The sequence below is a fragment of the Pseudoduganella sp. GW821-FHT05F09 genome, from assembly GCF_059419605.1.
This window is the reverse complement of record NZ_JBWKSD010000002.1, coordinates 542,492-564,342: the sequence shown is the minus strand read 5'-3', so window position 1 is coordinate 564,342 and position 21,851 is coordinate 542,492. Positions and strand designations below refer to the sequence as shown.

At 65.6% G+C, this 21,851-nt stretch carries 11 protein-coding genes; 5 read left to right on the top strand and 6 right to left on the bottom strand.

The window, feature by feature from the left end; genetic code table 11:
* Window positions 1-5: 5 nt before the first annotated feature.
* Both AC07S4_RS07765 and AC07S4_RS07760 read right to left on the bottom strand, forming a co-directional pair.
* Entirely contained in the window at window positions 6-1,631 is a 1,626-nt protein-coding gene (locus AC07S4_RS07765; RefSeq protein WP_494986092.1) for an NAD(P)/FAD-dependent oxidoreductase, read from the bottom strand.
* Window positions 1,632-1,744: 113 nt separating this feature from the next.
* Window positions 1,745-2,470, bottom strand: coding sequence for a 16S rRNA (uracil(1498)-N(3))-methyltransferase (locus tag AC07S4_RS07760; protein ID WP_494986091.1), 726 nt, complete (start codon window positions 2,468-2,470; stop codon window positions 1,745-1,747).
* A 140-nt stretch (window positions 2,471-2,610) separates the two neighbouring features.
* Between AC07S4_RS07760 and tkt the strand changes: the two genes are divergently transcribed.
* Together tkt and gap are read left to right on the top strand one after the other, a co-directional pair.
* A complete protein-coding gene (gene tkt, locus AC07S4_RS07755) occupies window positions 2,611-4,608 on the top strand; it encodes a transketolase (protein ID WP_494986090.1) in 1,998 nt (665 codons plus the stop codon).
* Between the two features lie 38 nt (window positions 4,609-4,646).
* Entirely contained in the window at window positions 4,647-5,657 is a 1,011-nt protein-coding gene (gene gap / locus AC07S4_RS07750) for a type I glyceraldehyde-3-phosphate dehydrogenase (RefSeq protein ID WP_494986089.1), read from the top strand.
* A gap of 65 nt (window positions 5,658-5,722) precedes the next feature.
* Here gap and AC07S4_RS07745 read toward each other — a convergent pair whose 3' ends face one another.
* From AC07S4_RS07745 to glnE, 3 genes are all read right to left on the bottom strand, one after another.
* Complete coding sequence (locus AC07S4_RS07745) at window positions 5,723-8,353, bottom strand: TonB-dependent receptor (RefSeq protein WP_494986088.1); 2,631 nt, start codon at window positions 8,351-8,353, stop codon at window positions 5,723-5,725.
* Between the two features lie 476 nt (window positions 8,354-8,829).
* Entirely contained in the window at window positions 8,830-9,279 is a 450-nt protein-coding gene (locus AC07S4_RS07740; RefSeq protein ID WP_494986448.1) for a cache domain-containing protein, read from the bottom strand.
* Between the two features lie 54 nt (window positions 9,280-9,333).
* On the bottom strand, window positions 9,334-12,105 hold the full coding sequence (gene glnE, locus AC07S4_RS07735) for a bifunctional [glutamate--ammonia ligase]-adenylyl-L-tyrosine phosphorylase/[glutamate--ammonia-ligase] adenylyltransferase (protein WP_494986087.1): 2,772 nt from the start codon (window positions 12,103-12,105) through the stop codon (window positions 9,334-9,336).
* A 161-nt stretch (window positions 12,106-12,266) separates the two neighbouring features.
* Between glnE and AC07S4_RS07730 the strand changes: the two genes are divergently transcribed.
* From AC07S4_RS07730 to tldD, 3 genes are read left to right on the top strand one after another with little or no spacing between them, the layout of a single operon-like run.
* On the top strand, window positions 12,267-16,394 hold the full coding sequence (locus tag AC07S4_RS07730; RefSeq protein WP_494986086.1) for a YhdP family protein: 4,128 nt from the start codon (window positions 12,267-12,269) through the stop codon (window positions 16,392-16,394).
* A gap of 22 nt (window positions 16,395-16,416) precedes the next feature.
* Window positions 16,417-17,214 carry a carbon-nitrogen hydrolase family protein gene (locus tag AC07S4_RS07725; protein ID WP_494986085.1) on the top strand — a complete coding sequence of 266 codons (798 nt, stop codon included), beginning with the start codon at window positions 16,417-16,419 and terminating at the stop codon, window positions 17,212-17,214.
* 50 nt (window positions 17,215-17,264) lie between these two features.
* Window positions 17,265-18,725: a metalloprotease TldD gene (gene tldD, locus AC07S4_RS07720; RefSeq protein WP_494986084.1), complete on the top strand. Its 1,461-nt coding sequence runs from the start codon at window positions 17,265-17,267 to the stop codon at window positions 18,723-18,725.
* A 45-nt stretch (window positions 18,726-18,770) separates the two neighbouring features.
* On the opposite strand, the gene AC07S4_RS07715 is transcribed toward tldD, so the two are convergent.
* Window positions 18,771-21,581 (bottom strand): TonB-dependent receptor, encoded by a 2,811-nt coding sequence (locus AC07S4_RS07715; RefSeq protein ID WP_494986083.1) that lies wholly within the window; start codon window positions 21,579-21,581, stop codon window positions 18,771-18,773.
* Window positions 21,582-21,851: the final 270 nt, after the last annotated feature.

The window sequence follows — 21,851 nt, the reverse complement described above, 5'->3', positions numbered from 1 at the left end:
TGGACTTAGTCCTTGGCCGCCATCGACAGCGCCACCGCCTCGGCCACCTTGATGCCGTCCACGCCGGCCGACAGGATGCCGCCGGCGTAGCCCGCGCCTTCGCCGGCCGGGAACAGGCCGCGCGTGTTCATGCTCTGCAGGTCGTCGTCGCGGCGCTTGATGCGGATCGGCGAGGAGGTGCGGGTTTCCAGGCCGGTCAGCACCGCGTCGTGCTTGAAGTAGCCCTTGACCTGCTTGTCGAAGGCCGGGAAGGCTTCGCGCAGCGCCGTCACGGCGAACTCCGGCAGGATGGTGGCCAGGTCGGTCAGCTGCACCTGCGGCTTGTACGAGGGCACCACGGCGCCGAACTCGGTGGACGGGCGGCCCGCCACGAAGTCGCCCATCAGCTGGCCCGGCGCGCTGTAGTTGGAGCCGCCCAGCTCGAAGGCTTTTTCCTCCAGCCGGCGCTGGAACTCGATGCCGGCCAGCGGGTGGCCCGGATAGTCTTCCGGCGAAATGCTGACCACGATGGCGCTGTTGGCGTTGCGCTCGGCGCGCGAGTACTGGCTCATGCCGTTGGTGACCACGCGGCCGGGTTCGGACGCGGCCGCCACCACGGTGCCGCCCGGGCACATGCAGAAGCTGTACACGGCGCGGCCATTGGAGGCGTGGTGCACCAGCTTGTAGTCGGCCGCGCCCAGGATGGGGTGGCCGGCGTTGGGGCCGAAGCGGCAGGCGTCTATCATGGATTGCGGGTGCTCGACCCGGAAGCCGATCGAGAAGGGCTTGGCTTCGATGAACACGCCGCGCTGGTACAGCATCTCGAAGGTGTCGCGCGCGCTGTGGCCGATGGCCAGCACCACGTGCTCGGTGGCGATGCGCTCGCCGTCGGCCAGGGTCAGGCTGCGCACCTGGCGCACGCCGTTGGTCTCGTCGATTTCAATGTCGGCCACCTTGGCCGAGAAGCGGATCTCGCCGCCCAGCGACACGATTTCCTCGCGCATCGCTTCCACCATTTTCACCAGGCGGAAGGTGCCGATGTGGGGCTTGCTGACGTAGATGATTTCCTCCGGCGCGCCGGCCTTGACGAACTCGGTCAGCACCTTGCGGCCGTAGTGCTTGGGATCCTTGATCTGGCTGTACAGCTTGCCGTCCGAGAAGGTGCCGGCGCCGCCTTCGCCGAACTGCACGTTCGATTCCGGGTTCAGCTCGCGCTTGCGCCAGAAGCCGAAGGTGTCCTTGGTGCGCTCGCGCACGGTCTTGCCGCGCTCCAGGATGATGGGCTTGAGGCCCATCTGCGCCAGGATCAGCGCGGCGAACAGGCCGCACGGCCCCATGCCGATGACCACCGGGCGCGGCTGCGCGCCGCCGGCGTTGACGTTGTGCGCCACATATTTATAGCTGGTGTCGGGCGAGGGCATCAGGTGGCTGTCGCGCGCGTTGGCCTTGAGGATGGCCGCGTCGGCGGTGGTTTCCACGTCCAGCGAGTAGATCAGCACGATGGCGGACTTCTTGCGCGCGTCGTAGCTGCGCTTGTAGACCGTGTAGCCGGCCAGCTGGGCCGGCTCGATGTGCAGGCGGGCCAGGATGGCGGCGGTCAGTTGTTCCGGGGTATGGTCGAGCGGGAGTTTTACTTCGTTCAGTCGCAGCATGTCTGGTTCCTGTGCTTGTAGTTATCAAGCAGGGTTGATGGGAAATAAGCGCGCGTGGTCCGCGCACGACCTATTATTTTACCAGTATGGCGGCTTCGCGCCGGCGCAGGGCGCTACATGCCGCCCCAGCAGGCGTTCAGGGCGGCCAGCGCGGCCAGCGCGGCGGTCTCGGTGCGCAGGATGCGCGGCCCCATGGACAGGGGCAGGGCGCCCTGGGCGATGGCCAGGTCCTCCTCCTCGTCCGAGAAGCCGCCTTCCGGGCCGACCATGACGGTCAGCGCCTGCGGCGGCTGGTGGCGCGCCCAGTCGGCCAGCGACTGGGTGGCGCGCGGCGTGAGGATCACGCGGCGGTGCATGTCCTGCTGGGCGATCCAGTCCTTGAAGTCGTCCACCGGGGCCAGGTGGGCCAGGCGGTTGCGGCCGCTTTGCTCGCTGGCCGATACGATCACGCCCTGCCAGTGCGCCAGTTTTTTCTCGGCGCGCTCGCCCGACAGGCGCACCACGCAGCGCCGCGCCGCCAGCGGCTGGAAGGCGGCCGCGCCCAGTTCCACGGCTTTTTCGATTATCCAGTCCATTTTGGACGCCTCCGGCAGCGCCTGCGCCACCGTGACCGCGTAGGGCAGTTCCGCGTCGCGCGCGGTATGGGCCTTGATTTCGGCGCTGGCGCGGCGCTTTTCCACCGTTTGCAGCACCGCCGTGTACTCGCCGCCGTCGCCGTTGAACAGCGTGACGGCCTCGCCCGGCGCCAGCCGCACCACGTGCACGTGGTGGGCGACCGCCTCCGGCAGGTCGATCGTGAGGCCGATGGCCAGCGGCTGGGGGCAGTAGAAACGGGGCATGCGGGTGTCCTTGAGAGCGCTATATCAGTGCAATTTTAATTGGCCGCCCCCCGGTCTGGTAAAATACTTGGTTATAGCAAGCTGCCCGCATTCAAGGCCCCCAAGGCCCCACCTCATTCCAAACCTTAGCAATCATCACGATGACTACTACGCTCCCTACCACTCAAATGGCCAATGCGATCCGCGCGCTGGCAATGGACGCTGTGCAAAAGGCCAATTCCGGCCACCCAGGCATGCCTATGGGCATGGCCGAGATCGCTGTTGCGCTGTGGAGCGGTCATCACCGCCACAACCCGGCCAATCCGAAATGGCTGAACCGCGACCGCTTCCTGCTGTCGAACGGCCACGGCTCCATGCTGCACTACGCGCTGCTGCACCTGGCCGGCTACGCCGTGACCATGGACGACATCCGCGCCTTCCGCCAGATGCACTCGAAAACCCCGGGCCACCCGGAAGTGGACATCACGCCCGGCGTGGAAACCACCACCGGCCCGCTGGGCCAGGGCATCGCCAACGCGGTCGGCATGGCGCTGGCCGAATACCTGCTGGCGGCCGAGTTCAACAAGCCTGGCCTGGACGTGGTGGACCACTATACCTACGCGTTCGTGGGCGATGGCTGCCTGATGGAAGGCATTTCGCATGAAGTGTGCTCGCTGGCCGGCACCCTGGGCCTGAAAAAACTGATCGCCCTGTACGACGACAACGGCATCTCCATCGACGGCAAGGTCGAAGGCTGGTTCACCGACGACACCCCGAAACGCTTCGAGTCCTACGGCTGGAACGTGATCCGCGCCGTGGACGGCCACGACGTTGCCGCGGTCGATGCCGCCATCGCCGCCGCCAAGCAATCCGACAAGCCTACCCTGATCTGCTGCAAGACCATCATCGGCAAGGGCTCGCCGAATCTGCAGGGCGGCGACAAGGTGCACGGCGCCGCACTGGGCGACAAGGAAATCGCCGCCGTGCGCGAATACATCGGCTGGACCCCGGCCCCGTTCGAAATTCCTGCCGACGTGTACTCCGCGTGGGACGCGAAAGCCGCCGGCGCGCAGCACGAAGCCGACTGGAACGCGAAATTCGCCGAATATAGCGCCAAGTTCCCTGCAGAAGCCGCCGAACTGGCGCGCCGCATGGCGGGCGATCTGCCGGCCAATTTCGACGCCACCCTGGCCGCCGCCGTGGCCGCCTGCGTGGACAAGAAGGAAACCATCGCCACCCGCAAGGCCAGCCAGAACGCCATCCAGGCCCTGGCCCCGGTGCTGCCTGAATTCCTGGGCGGCTCGGCCGACCTGACCGGCTCCAACCTGACCAACTGGAAAGAGTCCGTCAACCTGCGTTCCGGCAAGACCGGCAACCACATCAACTACGGCGTGCGCGAGTTCGGCATGAGCGCCATCATGAACGGCGTCGCCCTGCACGGCGGCTACATCCCGTTCGGCGCCACCTTCCTGACCTTCTCGGACTACAGCCGCAATGCCCTGCGCATGGCCGCCCTGATGAAGCAGCGCTCGCTGTTCGTGTTCACCCACGACTCCATCGGCCTGGGCGAAGACGGCCCGACCCACCAGTCCGTCGAGCACGTCTCGTCGCTGCGCCTGATTCCAGGCCTGGACAACTGGCGTCCTGCCGACACCGTCGAATCGATGGTGGCGTGGGGCGAAGCGGTCAAGCGCAAGAACGGCCCGTCGACCCTGATCTTCTCGCGCCAGAACCTGCCGTACCTGGAGCGCAGCGCCGCCGTGGTGGCCAATATCGCCAAGGGCGGCTATGTGCTGAACGACGTGGCCGACGCGCAAGTGATCCTGATCGCCACCGGTTCCGAAGTGGAACTGGCCGTCAACGCCGCCAGCGCGCTGGCCGCCGAAGGCATCGCCGCGCGCGTGGTGTCCATGCCGTCGACCAATGTGTTCGACCGCCAGGACGCCGCCTACAAGGCCAGCGTCTTGACCAAAGGCACGCCACGCGTCGCCATCGAAGCCGGCGTGACCGATTTCTGGTACAAATACGTGGGCCTGGAAGGCGCCGTGGTCGGCATCGACACCTTCGGCGAATCGGCTCCCGCGCCTGTGCTGTTCAAGCATTTCGGCTTCACGGTGGAGAACGTCGTGGCCAAAGTTAAATCCGTTCTGGTTGCCTAATACTGTATTGACCCTTTTTATTTCATCAGGAGCTTAGTATGACGATCAAAGTAGCAATCAATGGCTATGGCCGCATCGGCCGTAATGTACTGCGCGCTTTCTACGAAGGCGGCAAAAAGCAAGACATCCAGATCGTTGCCATTAACGACCTGGGCGACGCCAAGTCGAACGCGCACCTGACCCGCTACGACACCGCGCACGGCAAGTTCCCCGGCACCGTGACGGTGGACGGCGACAATATGATCGTCAACGGCGACGTGATCCGCGTCTTCGCGCAGCGCAACCCGGCTGAAATCCCATGGGGCGACCTGGGCGTGGACGTGGTGCTGGAGTGCACCGGCTTCTTCACCACCAAGGAAAAGGCTTCGGCCCACCTGAAGGGCGGCGCCAAGAAAGTCATCATCTCGGCGCCGGGCGGCAAGGACGTGGACGCGACCATCGTGTACGGCGTGAACCAGCACGTGCTGAAGTCCACCGACACCGTGATCTCGAACGCTTCCTGCACCACCAACTGCCTGGCCCCGCTGGTCAAGCCGCTGCACGACGCCATCGGCCTGGAAACCGGCCTGATGACCACCGTGCACGCCTACACCAACGACCAGGTGCTGTCCGACGTGATGCATGAAGACCTGCGCCGCGCCCGTTCGGCCACCATGTCCATGATCCCGACCAAGACCGGCGCCGCCGCCGCGGTCGGCCTGGTGCTGCCTGAGCTGAACGGCAAGCTGGACGGTTTCGCGATCCGCGTGCCGACCATCAACGTGTCGCTGGTCGACCTGTCCTTCATCGCTGCGCGCGACACCACCGTGGACGAAGTCAACGCGCTGATGAAAGCCGCTTCCGAAGGCGCGCTGAAAGAAGTGCTGACCTACCAGACCGAACCGCTGGTGTCGATCGACTTCAACCACAACCCGGCCTCGTCGAACTTCGACTCGACCCTGACCAAAGTGTCGGGCCGCCTGGTCAAGGTATCGTCGTGGTACGACAATGAGTGGGGCTTCAGCAACCGCATGCTGGACACCACCGTGGCATTGATGACCGCCAAGTAATTTGCTTCAGACGTAAAAAAACCTCCCGGACTCGCGTCCGGGAGGTTTTTTTTCGCCTGTCTACATCAGAAGTTGTAGGTGGCGCGGGCGTAGAAGGTGCGGCCCTTAGGATCGGTGAAGCGCGGATCGTAGCCAGCCTGGAAGGTCTCGGTCTGGTAGGACAGCGGCGGCGTGCGGTCGAACAGGTTGCGCACGCCCAGCGTCAGCGACAGGTTTTTCATGAAGTTCGCGGTCGCATAGCCGTCCCAGGTGGTGTAGGAAGCGACGCGGAATTCAGGATCCTGGTCGATATAGCCGGTCTTCGAGTGCGCGGACAGGCCGGCGCCCCAGATGCCCTTGGTCCAGTTCACACTGGCGTTGTTCTGCCAGCGGAAGATCGGGCCGGTGCCGGAGAACACGCCCACGTTCTGGTGCCATTCGCCGCCGTCGTTGTTCTGGTACTCATACTTGTGCACATAGGTGCTGTTCAGAGCCAGGGTGGTGTTGCCGTAGTCGGCGCTGCGCCACTTGTAGTTCACGCTGATGTCCAGGCCGTCGGTGTTCACGCCGCCCAGGTTCTGGGTGCGCAGGTCGACATAGCCGCAGGTCAGCGGGTTCGGGCACTGCGAACCGTCGGTCGCCAGGTTGCCGGAGGCGGTGCGGTGGAACAGCGCGGCGTACTTGACCGGGTCGCCGAACACGTCGTCCTGGTTCAGCTGGCCGATCTGGTGTTCCAGTTTCAGCTTCCACAGGTCCAGGCTCAGCGACAGGTTGTTGACCGGCTCGAGCACGATGCCCAGCGCGTAGTTGGTCGACTCCTCAGGCGCCAGCGCCTTGTTGCCGCCCGTCAGGGACTGGAACTGCTGCTGGCAGTTGGCCGCCGCCGGCTTGCCCGGAATCGGGTTGCCGCCCGGGCAGTTGACCGGATCGTCATACTGGTTGGTGTTGGTGTAGGTCTGGGCCGAGTTGATCTCGTACAGCGACGGGGCGCGGAAGCCGGTCGAGTAGGAGCCGCGCAGCAGCACGGTCTTGTTCGGCTGGTAGCGGAAGCCGAACTTCGGATTGGTGGTGTTGCCGAAGTCGTTGTATTTGTCGTAACGCACGGCGGCGGTCACGTCCAGGTCCTTCAGCAGGGCCATGTTCAGCTCGGCGTACACGGCGCTGACCTTGCGCGAACCTTCGTTCAGCGTGTTCGGGTCGATACCGGTGGAGGCCACGACTTTTTCAGCGTACTCGGTGTTGGCCGCGCTGTGGAAGTCCTGCTTGTCGAACTGGCCGCCGAGGGCCAGGGCGGCCGGACGGCCGGCGCCGAACCAGTCGCCCAGTTCGCGGCTGGCGTGGGCGTCGATGCCCTTCATCGTGCCCTTGGCGTTCTGGATGTTGCCGTTCAGGGCAGCGCTTTCGATCAGCGCCATGCCGGCGGCGCTTTGCTCGCCGTAAGGATTGATCACGCCTTCGCGCACGCCTTTGGTGATGATGCCGCCGTCGCTGTAGCCGATCAGATTGCTTTTCACCTTGTTTTCATTGTAGGTGAAGGCTGCTTCGTAGTCCCAGCCCGCCACGGTGCCCTTCAGCGACGCGATGAAGCGCTGCTGGGTGTTCACGTCGTCGCCGGCGCGCGAGCCGTTCGGCAGGTCGCGCCATTTCACGTGCACGAAGCCCGGCAGCACGCCGGCAGGGGTGTTTTCTTCGGTGTAGGTCGGGCTCAGCGGCACGTTCGGGGTGATCGCGCCAGGGTTGCCTGGATAATAAGGATTGAGCGAGCCGTCCGGACGCACGCGGTTCTGGAACAGGCCGCCGTATGGCACGGGAGCGATCTGGCTGCCCACGGTGTTCTTGGAGATCAGGTATTCCAGGCCCAGTTCGTGGTCGGCGTTCAGTTTCAGCGTGCCCTTCAGCAGGCCGGTGTTGCGCTCGCTCTTGGGAATGTAGTCCACGAAGGACGAGGTGGTCATCTGGCAGCCGCTGCCGGTGGCGTCCGGAATCAGGTTCGGCGAGCTGGTGCAGTTAGGCGCGGCAACGTTGCCGCTATTGCCATCCTGGTAATAGTTGGCCGGGCTGGTGGTTGGCGACAGGCCGCCTGGATAGCGCTTGTTGAAATCGCGCTGCAGGCCGTTGATGCGGCGCTGCACCTGGTGGTCGCCCATGGCGAAGATATTAAAGCCGTCGCTGTCCAGATTGCCGTAGCCTACGCCGATATTGGCGCTATTGGAGCCGCCGCCTTTTTTATTCGGGGAATCAATACCGCCGGTAACGGTGACGCCGGTGTAATCTTTACGGGTGATAAAGTTAATCACGCCGCCCACCGCGTCGGAACCGTACAGCGAGGATGCGCCATCGCGCAATACTTCGACGCGCTCCAGCGCGGCGAATGGAATCATATTCAGGTCGGGGGCCGAGCTGTCGAAGGCGTTATTCGCCAGGCGGCGGCCATTCAGCAGCACCAGGGTTTTATTTGCGCCTATGCCACGCAGGTCGGCAAACGATGCGCCGCCGGTGCTCAGGCCCACTACCTGGCTGGTGCCCTGGTTGGTTTGAACCGAGCTCAGGTTCGACATAACCTGTTCAATCGTGGTGATACCCTGTTTTTTCAGGTCATCCATTTTAACCACGGTCACCGGCACTGCGGTTTCCGCGTCGATGCGTTTAATGGCCGAGCCGGTGATTTCCACGCGCTGGATAGGCGCGTCTTGCGCGATGGCCGGTTGGGCCAGCATGCCGAGGCCTACTATCGCTGCGCCTCCGGAAAATACGACGCGCAACGAGCGCGCCAGAGTTTTTTCGATCAACATAGATTTTTTCCTTAAGAGTGTCTGATGCATTAGCAGCCCTTCTGGGATTGCCAATCGGTCTATCAGACACTGCGTGGATTAGGGTGTCAAATGTACTTATGTAACGCAATTGAAACAAAGCAGCCCTTGACAGCGGTGTTTCTTCCTGCGGGATGTGCGTAAGTGTTTCACTTAGCTGGGCGGATGGCGGATTACACAGGTATGACAATTTGTATCAAGCGCCATAGGCGGGATGGCAATGTTGTGGGCTTGCGACAGTATGCAGATGGGCAAGTTGCCCCGATGCTGTGCCAGATCCTGGCGTGATCAAGCCAACATCCGGCGCTTGCGGCGCGCCGTGGCCGCAGTATGGGCGAAAAAAAGCGCCGCAGGAGGCGGCGCCGGTTGATTCAGGGAAACGCTTATTTGTAGATGCCGGAGCCGACCAGGACGTCTCCCGCCTTTTCCACGTAGCCGGATTTCGATTCGACCACCTTGCTGACCGGATTCGGCCATTTGAAATCAACCCAGCCGCTGCCTTTTTCCTTGGCGACCTTCACCATTTCCTGGATCATGGCTTTGCCTTCGTTGTCCTTCATGTCCAGCAGGTTTTTGCCCACCAGTTTTTGATTCACGCCATGGGCCACGGCCACACCGTTTAAATCATAAACATAAATATACAAATCGCGGTCGTGGAAATCCTTGTTGTTTGGGTCGGAAATCGCGGCAAAGGCTTTCTCCTTGCCGTCCGATTTAATCAGGGCGACCGCTTTTTTTACCATGGCCATGGCTTCGCTGGCCGTGCCTTTTTCTGCGGAATATGCCGGAGCTGCAAGTAAGCCGAGGCTGATTGCCATACCGCTTAAGAACATTTTCATCGCTGTCTCCTTTGAATTGGACTGCCTGGTTACTACTCCTGTTATTTCCTATTCCAATATGGCGTTCCACAGCTCGATAACATGCCCGGCCTGGCTGGCGACGCGCGCGGGATCGACGCGGGCTTGTTCCTGGCCCTGCAAGCGCATCTGGTGCTGCAATTTGCGGAACAAGCGGTAAGCGTCGGCCACGCTGGCGGCAAGGGCAGTATCAATCAAGCCCAATTCGCCACACATTTTCAGTAACGCAATATTACCCACATTCCCCGTCAATTGTGAATAGGTCGATGCGTGCTGTAACACCAGATACTGGACGATGAATTCGATGTCTATCATGCCGCCCGCGTCCTGCTTTAAATCGAACAGCTCGGAGCGGTTGGGACGGGCGTCGGCCATTTTCTTGCGCATGGCGCGCACCTCGGTTTTCAGCGGGCCGTCCAGCGGCCGTTCGCGCCGCAGCACCTGGCAGCGGATCTGCTCGAAGCGCCGGCCGATGGCGGCGTCGCCGGCGCAGAAGCGGGCGCGCGTGAGCGCCTGGTGCTCCCAGATCCAGGCCGAATTGTCCTGGTAGCGCTCGAAGGCCTGCACGCTGGACACCAGCATGCCGCTGGCGCCGTCCGGCCGCAGCGCAATGTCGACGTCGAACAGCTGGCCGGCCGAGGTGTGCGAGGTCATCCAGGTGATGAAGCGCTGCGCCAGCTTGGCGTACTGGGCGGGCGCGTCCTGGTCCTCGTCGTCGAACAGGAAGATCACGTCCAGGTCGGAGATATAGCCGAGCTCCTTGCCGCCCAGCTTGCCGTAAGCGATCACCGCGAACTGCGGCACCTCGCGGTGGCGGGTGGCCACCGTCTTCCACACCGCCTGCACGGTGGCTGCCACGATCACGTCGGCCAGCGCGGACAGGTGGTCGGCCAGCTTTTCCACCGTGAGGTCGCCGGCCAGGTCCTGCGCCAGCAGGTGGAACAGCTGGGCGTGGTGGACTTCGCGCAGGATGTCCATCTGGCGCTCGGTGTCGCCGGCGGCGGCGGCCAGCTGGCCGTCCAGCTCTTCGGCCAGCTGGGCCGCGTCGAACACGGCGTTGCGGATGCGGTCGTCCAGCAGCTCGTCCAGCAGGATGGGGTGCTTGGTGAGGAATTTGGCGGCCCAGCCGCTGGCGTGCATCATGCGGATCACGCGTTCCAGCGTGTGCGGGTACTCGGTCAGCAGCGACAGATAGGCCGAGCGGCGCGCGATGGCCTCCAGGAAGTCGAGCAGGCTGCCCAGTGTCACGAGCTGGCTGCCCACGCTGGACTGCTCGGCGGTGCGGGCGATCAGCGGCAGCGCCGCGTTCACCAGCGACACCAGGCGGTTGCGGCTCGCTTCCGGCAGCGACTGCAGGCGCGGCGCCTGCCAGGTCGCCACCAGGCGCTGGGCCGCGCCGGCCGGATCGTCGTAGCCCAGGGCGGCGAAACGGGACTGGATCGCCTCCAGGTTGTCCGGATCCGCGCATTCGTTGCTGGTGGCTGGGTTGATGTCGCCGTCTTGCTGGCCGTTTTGCTGTCCATGCGAGGCTTTTTCGGCGAACATGGCGTCGAACTGCTCGGCCACGAATTTGCGGTGCGCCTCGATTTGCGCCAGCAGGGCGGGCACGTCTGACAGGCCCATCATCTGCGCCACCACCAGCTGGTCGGCCTCGTTGGGCGGCAGGGTGTGGGTCTGGGCGTCGTCCAGGTATTGCAGGCGGTGCTCCAGGTTGCGCAGGAAGGTGTAGGAAGCCAGCAGTTGCAGCACGATGTCGGTGGTAAGCAGGCCTTTTTCCGGCAGTATGCGCAAGGTGGCGCGGGTGGAGCGGTCCCGCAGGGCGGCGTCGCGGCCGCCGCGTATCAGCTGGAACACCTGGGCCAGGAACTCGATTTCGCGGATGCCGCCGCGCCCCAGCTTGACGTTGTTGCTGCGGTCCGGGTGCAGCCGCTCCTGGCGGTTCACTTCGGCGCGGATCTGGGCGTGCATATTGCGGATGGCGTCGATCACGCCGAAGTCCAGGTAGCGGCGGAACACGAAGGGGCGCACGATGGCGTCCAGCGCGGCGATGTCGGCCGGGGCGCCGGTGACGGCGCGCGCCTTGACCCAGGCGTAGCGCTCCCACTCGCGGCCCTGCACGATCAGATACTGCTCCACCATGCTCAGGCTGGCGGCCAGCGGGCCGGAGCCGCCGTTCGGGCGCAGCGCCATGTCGACGCGGAAGGTGTAGCCGTCCTCGGTGATCTCGGCCAGGGCGGCGATCAGCTTCTTGCCCAGGCGGACGAAGAATTCATGGTTGGACAGCGAGCGCTGGCCGGGGCCGGCCACGGTGTCGCCGTCTTCCGGGTAGACGAAGATCAGGTCGATGTCGGACGAGACGTTGAGTTCGCCGCCGCCCTGCTTGCCCATGGCCAGCACCATCAGCTGCTGCGGCTCGCCGCTGTCGTGGCCGACCGGCTGGCCGTGCAGGGCCACCATTTCCGCGTGCAGCGCCGCCGTGTGCTGCTGGATGGCGAAGTCGGCGAAGCGCGTCATGGCGGTCACCACTTCATGCAGGTCGGCCTGGCCGTCCAGGTCGCGCCGTATCAGGGTGCAGACCAGCAGATTGCGCAGGCGGCGCATGGCGCGCGGCAGGGGCAGCGGCTGGCCGGCCGGCTGGTCCAGCCCGACTGCCGCTTCGCGCGCCAGATAATCGGCAAAGTCCATGCCGGCAAGCGATAATTGCGCCAATGCATCCACCTTGGCCGCCCGCCCCGGATCGGCGCTGATCCAGCGCTGGTAGTAACGGGAGGCGGAGGTGAGGGCGGGAGCGGTTGAGGTCATTGGCGGCAAAGTAACTTAGTGTTGCAACGTAATAAACAGAGCGTGGGGACGCCAGCCTATGCGGTAAAATGGACGCGCAGGCTAAGACGAGACGATTTTAGCGATTTATTAGACGCCGGGCCTGAATTATTAGCTTATTGATGCAAAATCCAGAGGAGACCGTGACAGACAGCGTACCCTTGGCCGTGCGCTGGCAGCGGCTGCGTTCCGCCTATCGCGTCTGCAATCTGGCCACCCACCATGTACTGGGCTTTACTCTCAAGTTAGCCCTGCTGCTGTACTTTGCATTCGCCATTCTGCTGCTGGCGCTGCGCTACCTGGTGCTGCCCAATATCGACCACTACAAAGGCGATATCGAGCGCCAGGCCAGCCGCGCGCTGGGCAACCCCGTCACCATAGAACGCATCTACGCCTCCTGGTCCGGCCTGAGCCCCACCCTGTTCCTAGGCGACGTGGTGCTGCGCGACCAGCAGGGCCGCGAAGTGCTGGCCCTGCCCAGCGTGTCGGCCACGCTGTCGTGGTGGAGCGTGGCGGCGGCCGACGTGCGCTTCGAGTCGCTGGAGTTGATACGCCCCAAGCTGGACGTGCTGCGCACGCCGGACGGCAAGCTCTACGTGGCCGGCGCATACATCGACCTGAACCAGAAGGGCGACGGCAAGGGCGGCGACTGGCTGCTGGCGCAGCGCGAAATCGTGGTGCGCGAAGGCCAGCTGGACTGGACCGACCAGCTGCGCGGCACGCCGCGCGTGAGCCTGCAGGACATGAGCCTGGTGCTGCGCAATAAATGGCGCCGCCACCAGTTTTCGCTGCGCGCCACGCCGCCGGCCGCGCTGGGCGGCCCGCTGGACGTGCGCGCCGATTTCATCCATCCCGCCTTTGCGGTGCGCAAGTCCGACGTGCGGCTGTGGCAGGGCGAACTGTACGCCGACGTGCGCCAGGCCGACCTGGCCGCATGGAAGCAGCATATCGACTACCCGCTGGACCTGAGTTCCGGCATGGGCTCGGTGCGCGCCTGGATCAAGCTGGACCATGCCAAGCTGGCTGGCTTCACCGCCGACGTCAGCCTGGCCGGCGTCACCGCCAAACTGGGGCCGGACCTGGAGCCGCTGGACCTGGTGGAGGTGCGCGGCCGCGTGTCCGCGCGCGAAGAGATTCCCGCCGCGATGCAAAGCGGCCAGCCCGCGTTCGGCGTGCTGGGCCACAGCGTCACCCTGAACAATTTCTCGCTGCGCACCCGCGACGGCCTCGAGCTGCCGCCCACCGAATTGTCCGAGCGCTACGTGGCGGCGACCGCCAAGGCGCCCGCGCGCATGGAACTCAACGCCAGCGTGCTGGACCTGCAAACCCTGGCCGCGCTGGCCGGGCGGCTGCCGCTGACGGCCGGCCAGCGCAGCGCGCTGGAAGACGTGGCGCCCACCGGCCGCCTGCGCGGCGTGGCCGCCACCTGGTACGGCAGCTATCCGGCGCTGCAGTCCTACCATGTGAAGGCCCAGCTCGACGGCCTGGGCCTGCGTCCGCGCCCGGCGCGCCTGCCGCAGCCGAAGAACGGCAAGACCCCCGCCGTGCGCGGCATGCCGGCGCTGCCCGGCTTCGAGCACCTGAGCGGCACGCTGGAGGCCAGCGAAAAAGGCGGCAGCTTCACGCTGGACGCCGACCAGCTGCTGCTGCAGATGCCGGATTATTTCGCCGAAGCCGCCATGCAGTTCGACAAGCTGCGCGGCCGCATGCACTGGTCCTTCGAAGGCAACGAACAGCTCAAGGTGGAGCTGGAAAACCTGGAATTCTCGCAGGACGGCCTGAACGGCACGCTGTCGGGCAGCCATGTGCTGCCGCTGGACGGCAAGAGCGCCGGCCTGGCCGACTTCACCGGCAAGCTGAACGGCTTCGACGTGAAGAAGATAGGCCGCTACCTGCCGCTGCAAACCCCGCCCCACCTGCAGCACTGGCTGACCGGCGCGCTGGAGGACGGCCGCGCGGACGACGTGGTGCTGCGCCTGCGCGGCGACCTGGCGCATTTCCCGTTCAAGAACGCCACCGCCGCCGAGCGCGCCAAGGGCGAGTTCCGCGTCAGCGGCCGGTTGACGAACGGCAAGCTCAACTACGACCCCGGCTTCTACGCCAAGGACGGCAAGTCGCCGCTGTGGCCGCAGGCCGAGCATATCAAGGGAAGCTTCACCTTCGAAGGCACGCGCATGGAAATCCGGGGCGACACCGCCACCACCGGCGGCGTGGCGCTGAGCGGCGTGAAGGCCGTGATCGCCGACCTGTCCTCGCACGACAGCGTGCTGGAAATCGACGGCAACGCGGCCGGGGCCATGCAGGAATTCCTCAATTACATGGCGGCCAGCCCGGTGCTGGAATGGATAGGCCATTTCACCGATGAAACGCAGGCCAGCGGCAGCGCCAAGCTGGCGCTCAAGCTGCAGCTGCCGCTGAACCATATGCACGATTCCAAAGTGCAGGGTGCGCTGCAGCTGGCCGGCAACGACATCGTGCTGTGGCACGACATGCCGGTGGTGGCGGGCTCCAGCGGCAGGATAGAGTTCAACGAAAAAGGCGTGAACCTGAACGCGCTGGCCGGCACCTTTATCGGCGGCCCGGTCTCCATCACCGGCGGCAGCCAGCGCGACGGCAGCATCCAGGTGCGCCTGGGCGGCGCCGTCACCGCCGAGGGCCTGCGCAAGACCTGGCCGTCGCCGCAGATGCAGCGCGTGGCCAGCCATATCAGCGGCGGCGCGCGCTACACCGGCCTGGTGGTGGCGCGCGACCACCATTATTCCGTCACCGTCGACTCCACGCTGGCCGGCCTGGGCCTGGACTTCCCGGCGCCGCTGGCCAAGGGCGCCGCCGACACGCTGCCGCTGCATTTCGTGCTGAACGGCGCCGGCGCCAACGAGGCCGGGCTGATGCGCGACGAGATCCGCGTGGCGCTGGGTTCCGGCCTGTCGGCCGCCTACCAGCGTCAGCGCCAGGGCAAGGAGGCGTGGAAGCTGGTGCGCGGCGGCATAGGCATCAACGTGCCGGCGCCGGAGCCGGACAGCGGCATGATGATGCAGGCCAATGTGAAATCGCTCAATGTGGACCACTGGCTGGAGCTGGGCGAGGCCATCGCCGGCAAGGAGCCCGCGCCAGCCGGCAGCGGCGGCGCCGACGTGGCGCAGTATGTGGTGGCCGACACCATGGCCGCGCGCGCTGGCGAACTGGTGATCGGCGAACGCAAGCTGGAGAACGTGGTGGTGGGCGTGAGCCACCAGAAAAACGTGTGGCAGGCGAATATCGATTCGCGCCATGCGAACGGCTATGTGACCTGGAACGAATCGCCGACCGGGCAGGGCGTGGGCAAGGTGACGGCGCGCCTGTCCTCGCTGGTGATCCCCGAGTCGCAGGCCAACGAGGTCAAGGATTTGCTGGAGAACAAGGCGACCCAGCCCACCATCCCCGCGCTGGACGTGGTGGTGGAGCGCTTCGAACTGTTCAACAAACCGCTCGGCCACCTGGAGCTGCAGGCGCATAATGCGCTGATCACGTCGGCGCGCGAGTGGCGCGTGTCCAAGCTGTCGCTGGTCAATGCGGACGGCGAGCTGAACGGCACGGGGCGCTGGGTGGTCAGGGACGGCCAGCCGCTCACCAATCTCAATTTCGAGCTGGCCATCGCCAACGCCGGCAAGCTGCTGGACCGCTTCGGCTTCGCCGATACCTTGCGCAACGGCAAGGGCAAGCTGAGCGGCGACATTTCCTGGAAGGGCCTGCCGTATGCGCTGGACATCCCCAGCCTGTCCGGCCAGATCAGCATGAATGTGGAGAAGGGCCAGTTCCTCAAGCAGGACCCGGGCGCGGCCAAGCTGCTGGGCGTGCTCAGCCTGCAGGCGCTGCCGCGCATGCTCAAGCTGGACTTCCACGACGTGTTCTCGGAGGGCCTGGCGTTCGACGGCATCAGCGCCAACGCCGTCATCAACCGCGGCATCGTCAAGACCGACAACTTGAAAATGCACGGCGTGGCCGCTACTGTGCTGATGGACGGCAGCGCCGACATCGCCAACGAATCGGCCAATCTGCACGTGGTGGTGATGCCCGAGGTCAATCTGGGCACGGCGCCGCTGGTGTACGCGCTGGCGGTCAACCCGGTGATCGGCCTGGGCAGCTATCTGGCCCAGCTCTTCCTGGCCCAGCCCATGATGCGCGCGCTGACCTATGAAATGCAGGTGACGGGGCCGTGGAAGGCGCCGGTCATCACCAAGCTGGAAACGGCACGGCCGGACAAGCCGGCCGCGCAGAAAGCCCAACCATAAGGACATCGAGAAGGACATGCCCATGAACACCGTCGCAGCGATACAGATGATTTCCTCGCCTTCCGTGGGCGAAAACCTGGCCACCGCGCGGCGCCTGATCGCGCAGGCGGCCGCCACCGGCGCCAAACTGGTGCTGCTGCCCGAATACTGGGCCATCATGGGCCTGAGCGACGCCGACAAGGTGGCCGTGGCCGAGCCGCTGGGCCAGGGGCCCATCCAGGACTTCATGAGCGAGATGGCGCGCCAGCACAGCATCTGGCTGCTGGGCGGCACCTTGCCGCTGGCCTCGGACGATCCAAGCCGCGTGGTCAACACCACGCTGGTGTACGACGACGAAGGCCGCCACGTGGGGCGCTACGACAAGATCCATCTGTTCGGCTTTTCCAAGGGCACCGAATCGTATGACGAGGCGCGCACCATCGTGCCGGGGCGCAATGTCGGCACGGTGGACACGCCGGTGGGCAAGGTCGGCATGTCGGTCTGCTACGACCTGCGCTTCCCCGAGCTGTTCCGCGCCATGGGGCCGGTGTCGCTGATCGTGGTGCCGGCCGCGTTCACCTACACCACCGGCCAGGCGCACTGGGAAATCCTGCTGCGCGCGCGCGCCATCGAGAACCAGTGCTATGTGCTGGCGGCGGCGCAGGGCGGCACCCACCAGAACGGCCGCCGCACCTGGGGCCACAGCATGCTGGTCGACCCCTGGGGCGCGGTGAAAACCGTGCTGGCCGAAGGCGAGGGCGTGGTGCACGGCGAGGTGGACGCGCTGTTCATGGACAGCGTGCGCGAGAGCTTGCCGGCGCTGAAACACCGCACCATGTGAAGCAGGCCGCGATCCACTACAATGGCAGCACATATAACCAAGGCAATATCATGATCCCATTCGAACCCAATCTGTCCACCCTGGCCGTCGCGCGCGATTTGCTGCTGACGCCGTTCGGCCTGGACGAAGGCAAGCTGCTGAAAACGCTGGGCAGCATGTTCACCCACAAGGTCGACTACGCCGACCTGTATTTCCAGTTCACCAAGAACGAGGGCTGGAGCCTGGAGGAAGGCATCGTCAAGACCGGCAGCTTCTCGATCGACCAGGGCGTGGGCGTGCGCGCCATTTCCGGCGACAAGACCGCCTTCGCCTACTCGGACGACATTTCCGAGCGCGCGCTGATGGAAGCGGCGGCGGCAACCCGCACCATAGGCCGCGCCGGCGCCGGCAAGATCAAGGTGGCCAGCGGCATGACCCAGGTGGGCGGCCGCTCGCTGTACCTGCCGCACGACCCGCTGACCTCGCTGGACGCGACCGCCAAGGTCAAGCTGCTCGAGCGCCTGGAAAAAATAGCCCGCGCCAAGGACCCGCGCGTGGTGCAGGTGATGGCCGGCCTGGCCGGTGAATACGACGTGGTGCTGGTGGTGCGCAGCGACGGCGTGCTGGCGGCCGACATCCGCCCGCTGGTGCGCGTGTCGCTGACCGTGATCGCCGAACAGAACGGCCGCCGCGAGGTGGGCTCGTCCGGCGGCGGCGGCCGCTACGACTACGGCTACTTCAGCGACGAGCTGCTGGAGCAGTACGCGGAAGACGCGGTGAAATCGGCCATCGTGAACCTGGACGCGCGCCCGGCGCCGGCCGGTCCGATGACCGTGGTGCTGGGACCGGGCTGGCCCGGCATCCTGCTGCACGAAGCCATCGGCCACGGCCTGGAGGGCGACTTCAACCGCAAGGGCTCGTCCACCTTCTCGGGCCGCATCGGCGAGCGCGTGGCGGCCAAGGGCGTGACCGTGGTGGATGATGGCACCTTGAAAGACCGCCGCGGTTCGCTCAACATCGACGATGAAGGCAACCCGAGCCAGTGCACCACGCTGATCGAGGACGGCATCCTGAAAGGCTACATCCAGGACACCATGAACGCGCGCCTGATGAAGATGCCGGTGACCGGCAACGCGCGCCGCGAATCGTTCGCCCACCTGCCGATGCCGCGCATGACCAACACCTATATGCTGGGCGGCGACAAGGACCCCGGCGAGATCCTGGCCTCGGTCAAGAACGGCCTGTACGCGGTCAATTTCGGCGGCGGCCAGGTCGACATCACCAACGGCAAGTTCGTGTTCTCGGCCAGCGAAGCCTATATGATCGAGGACGGCAAGATCACCTATCCGGTCAAGGGCGCCACCCTGATCGGCAACGGTCCGGACGTGCTCAACCGCGTGTCCATGATAGGCAACGACATGAAGCTCGATTCGGGCGTGGGCGTGTGCGGCAAGGAAGGCCAGAGCGTGCCGGTGGGCGTGGGCCAGCCGACCTTGCGCCTCGACGGCGTCACGGTCGGCGGCACGGCCTGAGCCGCGTGCGGCGGGTTACGGCGTGCCGCCTGACCCGCCATCTCCTTAGAACTGATACCGCATCCCCACATTGAAGTAGCGCCCCAGCGCGCCGCTGTAGTCAAGCGGGTTGTACGACACCGCGCCATAGGTGAGCGGGTCCAGCGGCGGAATCTTGTCGAACAGATTCTGCACCGAGGCCGTCACTTCCATCTTCGCGCTGACCTTCCAGCGCGCCGTCAGATCCACCGTGGTGAACGAGGCCAGCTTGCAGCCGCGCGGCGCATCGCTGCCGTCGGCGAAGTGGGTGGCGCAGCCGTCCGTATCGTTCTTGAACAGCGTATTGTCCATCTTGCCCCGGTAGTTGGCGCTGGCCGTCACGCGGAAGGCTTCGCGCTCCCAGGTCGCGCTCAGGTTGACCCTGTCGTCCGGCGTGCCGATGCAGTTGGTCACGTCGCAATTGCCGTGCGTGCCGGCGAAGTCGCGCTGCGAGCCGTCGGTTTCCGTGCGCAGCCACTTGAACAAATGCGTCCACTTGGCGTCCGCCGACAAGGTTCCCCAGCTGCCCATGCCTAAGCTCTTGCGCAAGTCCAGGTCGGCGCCGCGCACCTTGGTGTTGCTGGAGTTGACGTAGCGCGCCAGCACCGCCGTGATGGCGCCCGGATCGCCCGGCCGGGTGGCGGTGGACGGGTCGCGCGCGATATGCCCGGCCGCGATGGCGGCGTCGGTCTGTTCCTGGTTGATCTCGTTCTTGCGCTTGATCTGCCAGAAGTCCAGCGACACGCTGGTGCGCGGCAGCGGGTCCCACACCACGCCGGCGCTGTAGCTCTTCGAGCGTTCCGGCGCCAGCGCCGGGTTGGGCGAGGTGATGATGGCGATGGAGGCCGGGTTGCAGGCCACCGTCACGCCCAGCGCGCAGCGCGCCGGGTCCTCGGCGGTGGAGAAGGCGGCCAGGCCGCCCACGCCGTTCTCGGCCGCGCTGGGGGCGCGGAAGCCGCGCGCGAAGGTGCCGCGCAGCGCCAGTTCCTTGACCGGCGTCCATTTCAGGCCCGCTTTCGGCGTGTAGGAATTGCCGACGTCGGAGAAGTGGTCGTAGCGCAGCGCGGCCGAGGCTTCCAGCGTCTTGTGCAGCGGCGCCAGCAGCTCGGCGTACAGCGCGCCGGCCTTGCGCTTGCCCTGGTAGGCCGAGTAGCCCAGGCCGATGATGTTGCCGAGCTCGGTGCCCTGGGTGGGCTCCAGCGCGGTCGACTCGCGCCGGTATTCCGCGCCCAGCGCCACGCCCAGCGCGCCACCGGGCAGCTGGCCGAATTCGCGGCTGGCTTTCACGTCGATCTGGTTGATGCGGGTGGCCGCGTCGTTGGCGATGGTGGGCGAGAGCGCGCCGTACAGCGCGGCCGAGTTCAGGCCGGCGTTCTCGCCGATGCGCCAGTAGCTGCCGGCCGGCAGCGCGGCGTAGGCGGCGCTGCGCGCGCGCGCCGCCGCCACATTGGCCGGGCTGGGGTCGAGCAGGGCGAAGGCCACGTCGCGCTGCAGGTAGCCGGTGCGGGTGTTGCTCACTTCGTTTTTCGAGAACAGCCAGGCCGCGTCGATGTCCCACTGCAGCCAGCTGCCCTTGGCGCCGGCCACGAAGCGGGTGAAGTCCGAACCGACGTGGCTCACGCGCGGGCCGGCGTCGGCCGCCAGGTAGCGCAGCCGCGCGGCGCGCCCGAAATAGGGGTTGTCCGGGTGGCCCGCGCCCAGCTGCACGGCGGCGTTGCTGACCGGGCCGCCCGGATAGCCGACCGAGGCGCTGACGGTGGACGGCGTGGTGGTGGCGGTGGAATTGCTGTGATAGAAGTTCAGCTCGCTGTACGCCAGCCATGCCGGGCTGAGCTGGTAGCTCAGGCGCGCGAAGACGTTGCCGGTTTCCTGTTCCGGCTGGATTTCGCTGTATTGCTGCTGCGCGTCGGTCAGGCAGCCGCCGCCGGGGTCGCCCTGCGGGTGGCTGGTGAAGTTGGCGCAGGCCGCGCCCAGGAAGAAGCGCGTGAAGCCGGCGCCGGCCGGATTGCCGCGGTTGTAGTAGTCCAGCGTGTCCGGGTTGCGCACATTGCCGTTGACCGCGCTGCCGGCGTTGTTGTTGCTGATGATGGCGCCGGCGCCGCTCAGGCTTTCCTGGGCCGAGAAGCCGTAGTCGCGCAGGTCGCTGCGGCCCACGTAGCGGCGGCCGCTGCGCGAACTGTTGGCGATGGCGCCCTTGCGGCCGTACTCCAGGCTGGCCATGAAGTTGTAGCGGTCGCTTTCCAGGCTGCCGATGCCGTGGGTGATGGCCAGGCGCGTGTCGTGGCCGTCGCGCTCCCGGGAAATGCCCTGGCTGGCGCGCACGGTGGTGCCCTGGAAGTCGCGCCGCAGTATCACGTTGACCACGCCGGCGATGGCGTCCGAGCCGTAGATGGCGGAGGCGCCGTCCTTCAGGATTTCCACCCGTTCAATGGCTTCGGACGGGATCACGTTCAGGTCGGCGAACACTTTCTGGCCGTCGTCGGCCAGGCCGTAGGGTGCCACGCGGCGGCCGTTGATCAGCACCAGGGTGGAGGCCGCGCCCAGGCCGCGCAGCGAGATGCCGGACGCGCCCGAGGCGAAGCCGCCGCCGAAAGTCATTGGCACCGAGCCCTGGTTGTCCACCGCCAGCGTCTGCATCAGTTCGGCCACCGTGGTCTTGCCGGATTTTTCGATGTCGGCCCGGCTCAGGGTCTGCACCGGCGAGGCGGTTTCGGCCTGGGCGCGGCGGATGTTGGAGCCGGTGATTTCCACCCGCTGCATGGGCTGCTGGGCGGCTTCCTGCGCGTAGGCCTGGCCGAGCAAGCTGAGCAGGCCGGGCAAGATCAGTTTCTTCATCATTCACTCCATTTGGGTAAGCAGAAAGGTGCAGTCTTGCCGCCTTTGCATGAAGGGATACTGATCTGCGTCAAGGTGCGGCGCGGAAGCTGCACGATTGTGGTGCATGCGCCACGCGCACGGATGATGGCCGCGCTTGACAAACTGCTTGCCAAAGCGCGCGGATTGTTGCTATAGTCGTTGCAACCTTTTAGGATCTGATCCATGCATTCCTGCGTTTTCTTTACCGGCCACTTTTACTTTAGCAATTCCAACCCAAAGGCGGTGGAGTAG

Excerpts from the sequence above, each read along its gene's own strand:
- AC07S4_RS07715 (WP_494986083.1), bottom strand. The coding sequence starts at position 21,581 with ATGATGAAGAAACTGATCTTGCCCGGCCTGCTCAGCTTGCTCGGCCAG.
- AC07S4_RS07745 (WP_494986088.1), bottom strand. The coding sequence starts at position 8,353 with ATGCTGGCCCAACCGGCCATCGCGCAAGACGCGCCTATCCAGCGCGTG.
- tkt (WP_494986090.1), top strand. The coding sequence starts at position 2,611 with ATGACTACTACGCTCCCTACCACTCAAATGGCCAATGCGATCCGCGCG.
- tldD (WP_494986084.1), top strand. The coding sequence starts at position 17,265 with ATGATCCCATTCGAACCCAATCTGTCCACCCTGGCCGTCGCGCGCGAT.
- gap (WP_494986089.1), top strand. The coding sequence starts at position 4,647 with ATGACGATCAAAGTAGCAATCAATGGCTATGGCCGCATCGGCCGTAAT.
- AC07S4_RS07765 (WP_494986092.1), bottom strand. The coding sequence starts at position 1,631 with ATGCTGCGACTGAACGAAGTAAAACTCCCGCTCGACCATACCCCGGAA.
- glnE (WP_494986087.1), bottom strand. The coding sequence starts at position 12,105 with ATGACCTCAACCGCTCCCGCCCTCACCTCCGCCTCCCGTTACTACCAG.
- AC07S4_RS07760 (WP_494986091.1), bottom strand. The coding sequence starts at position 2,470 with ATGCCCCGTTTCTACTGCCCCCAGCCGCTGGCCATCGGCCTCACGATC.
- AC07S4_RS07725 (WP_494986085.1), top strand. The coding sequence starts at position 16,417 with ATGAACACCGTCGCAGCGATACAGATGATTTCCTCGCCTTCCGTGGGC.
- AC07S4_RS07740 (WP_494986448.1), bottom strand. The coding sequence starts at position 9,279 with ATGTTCTTAAGCGGTATGGCAATCAGCCTCGGCTTACTTGCAGCTCCG.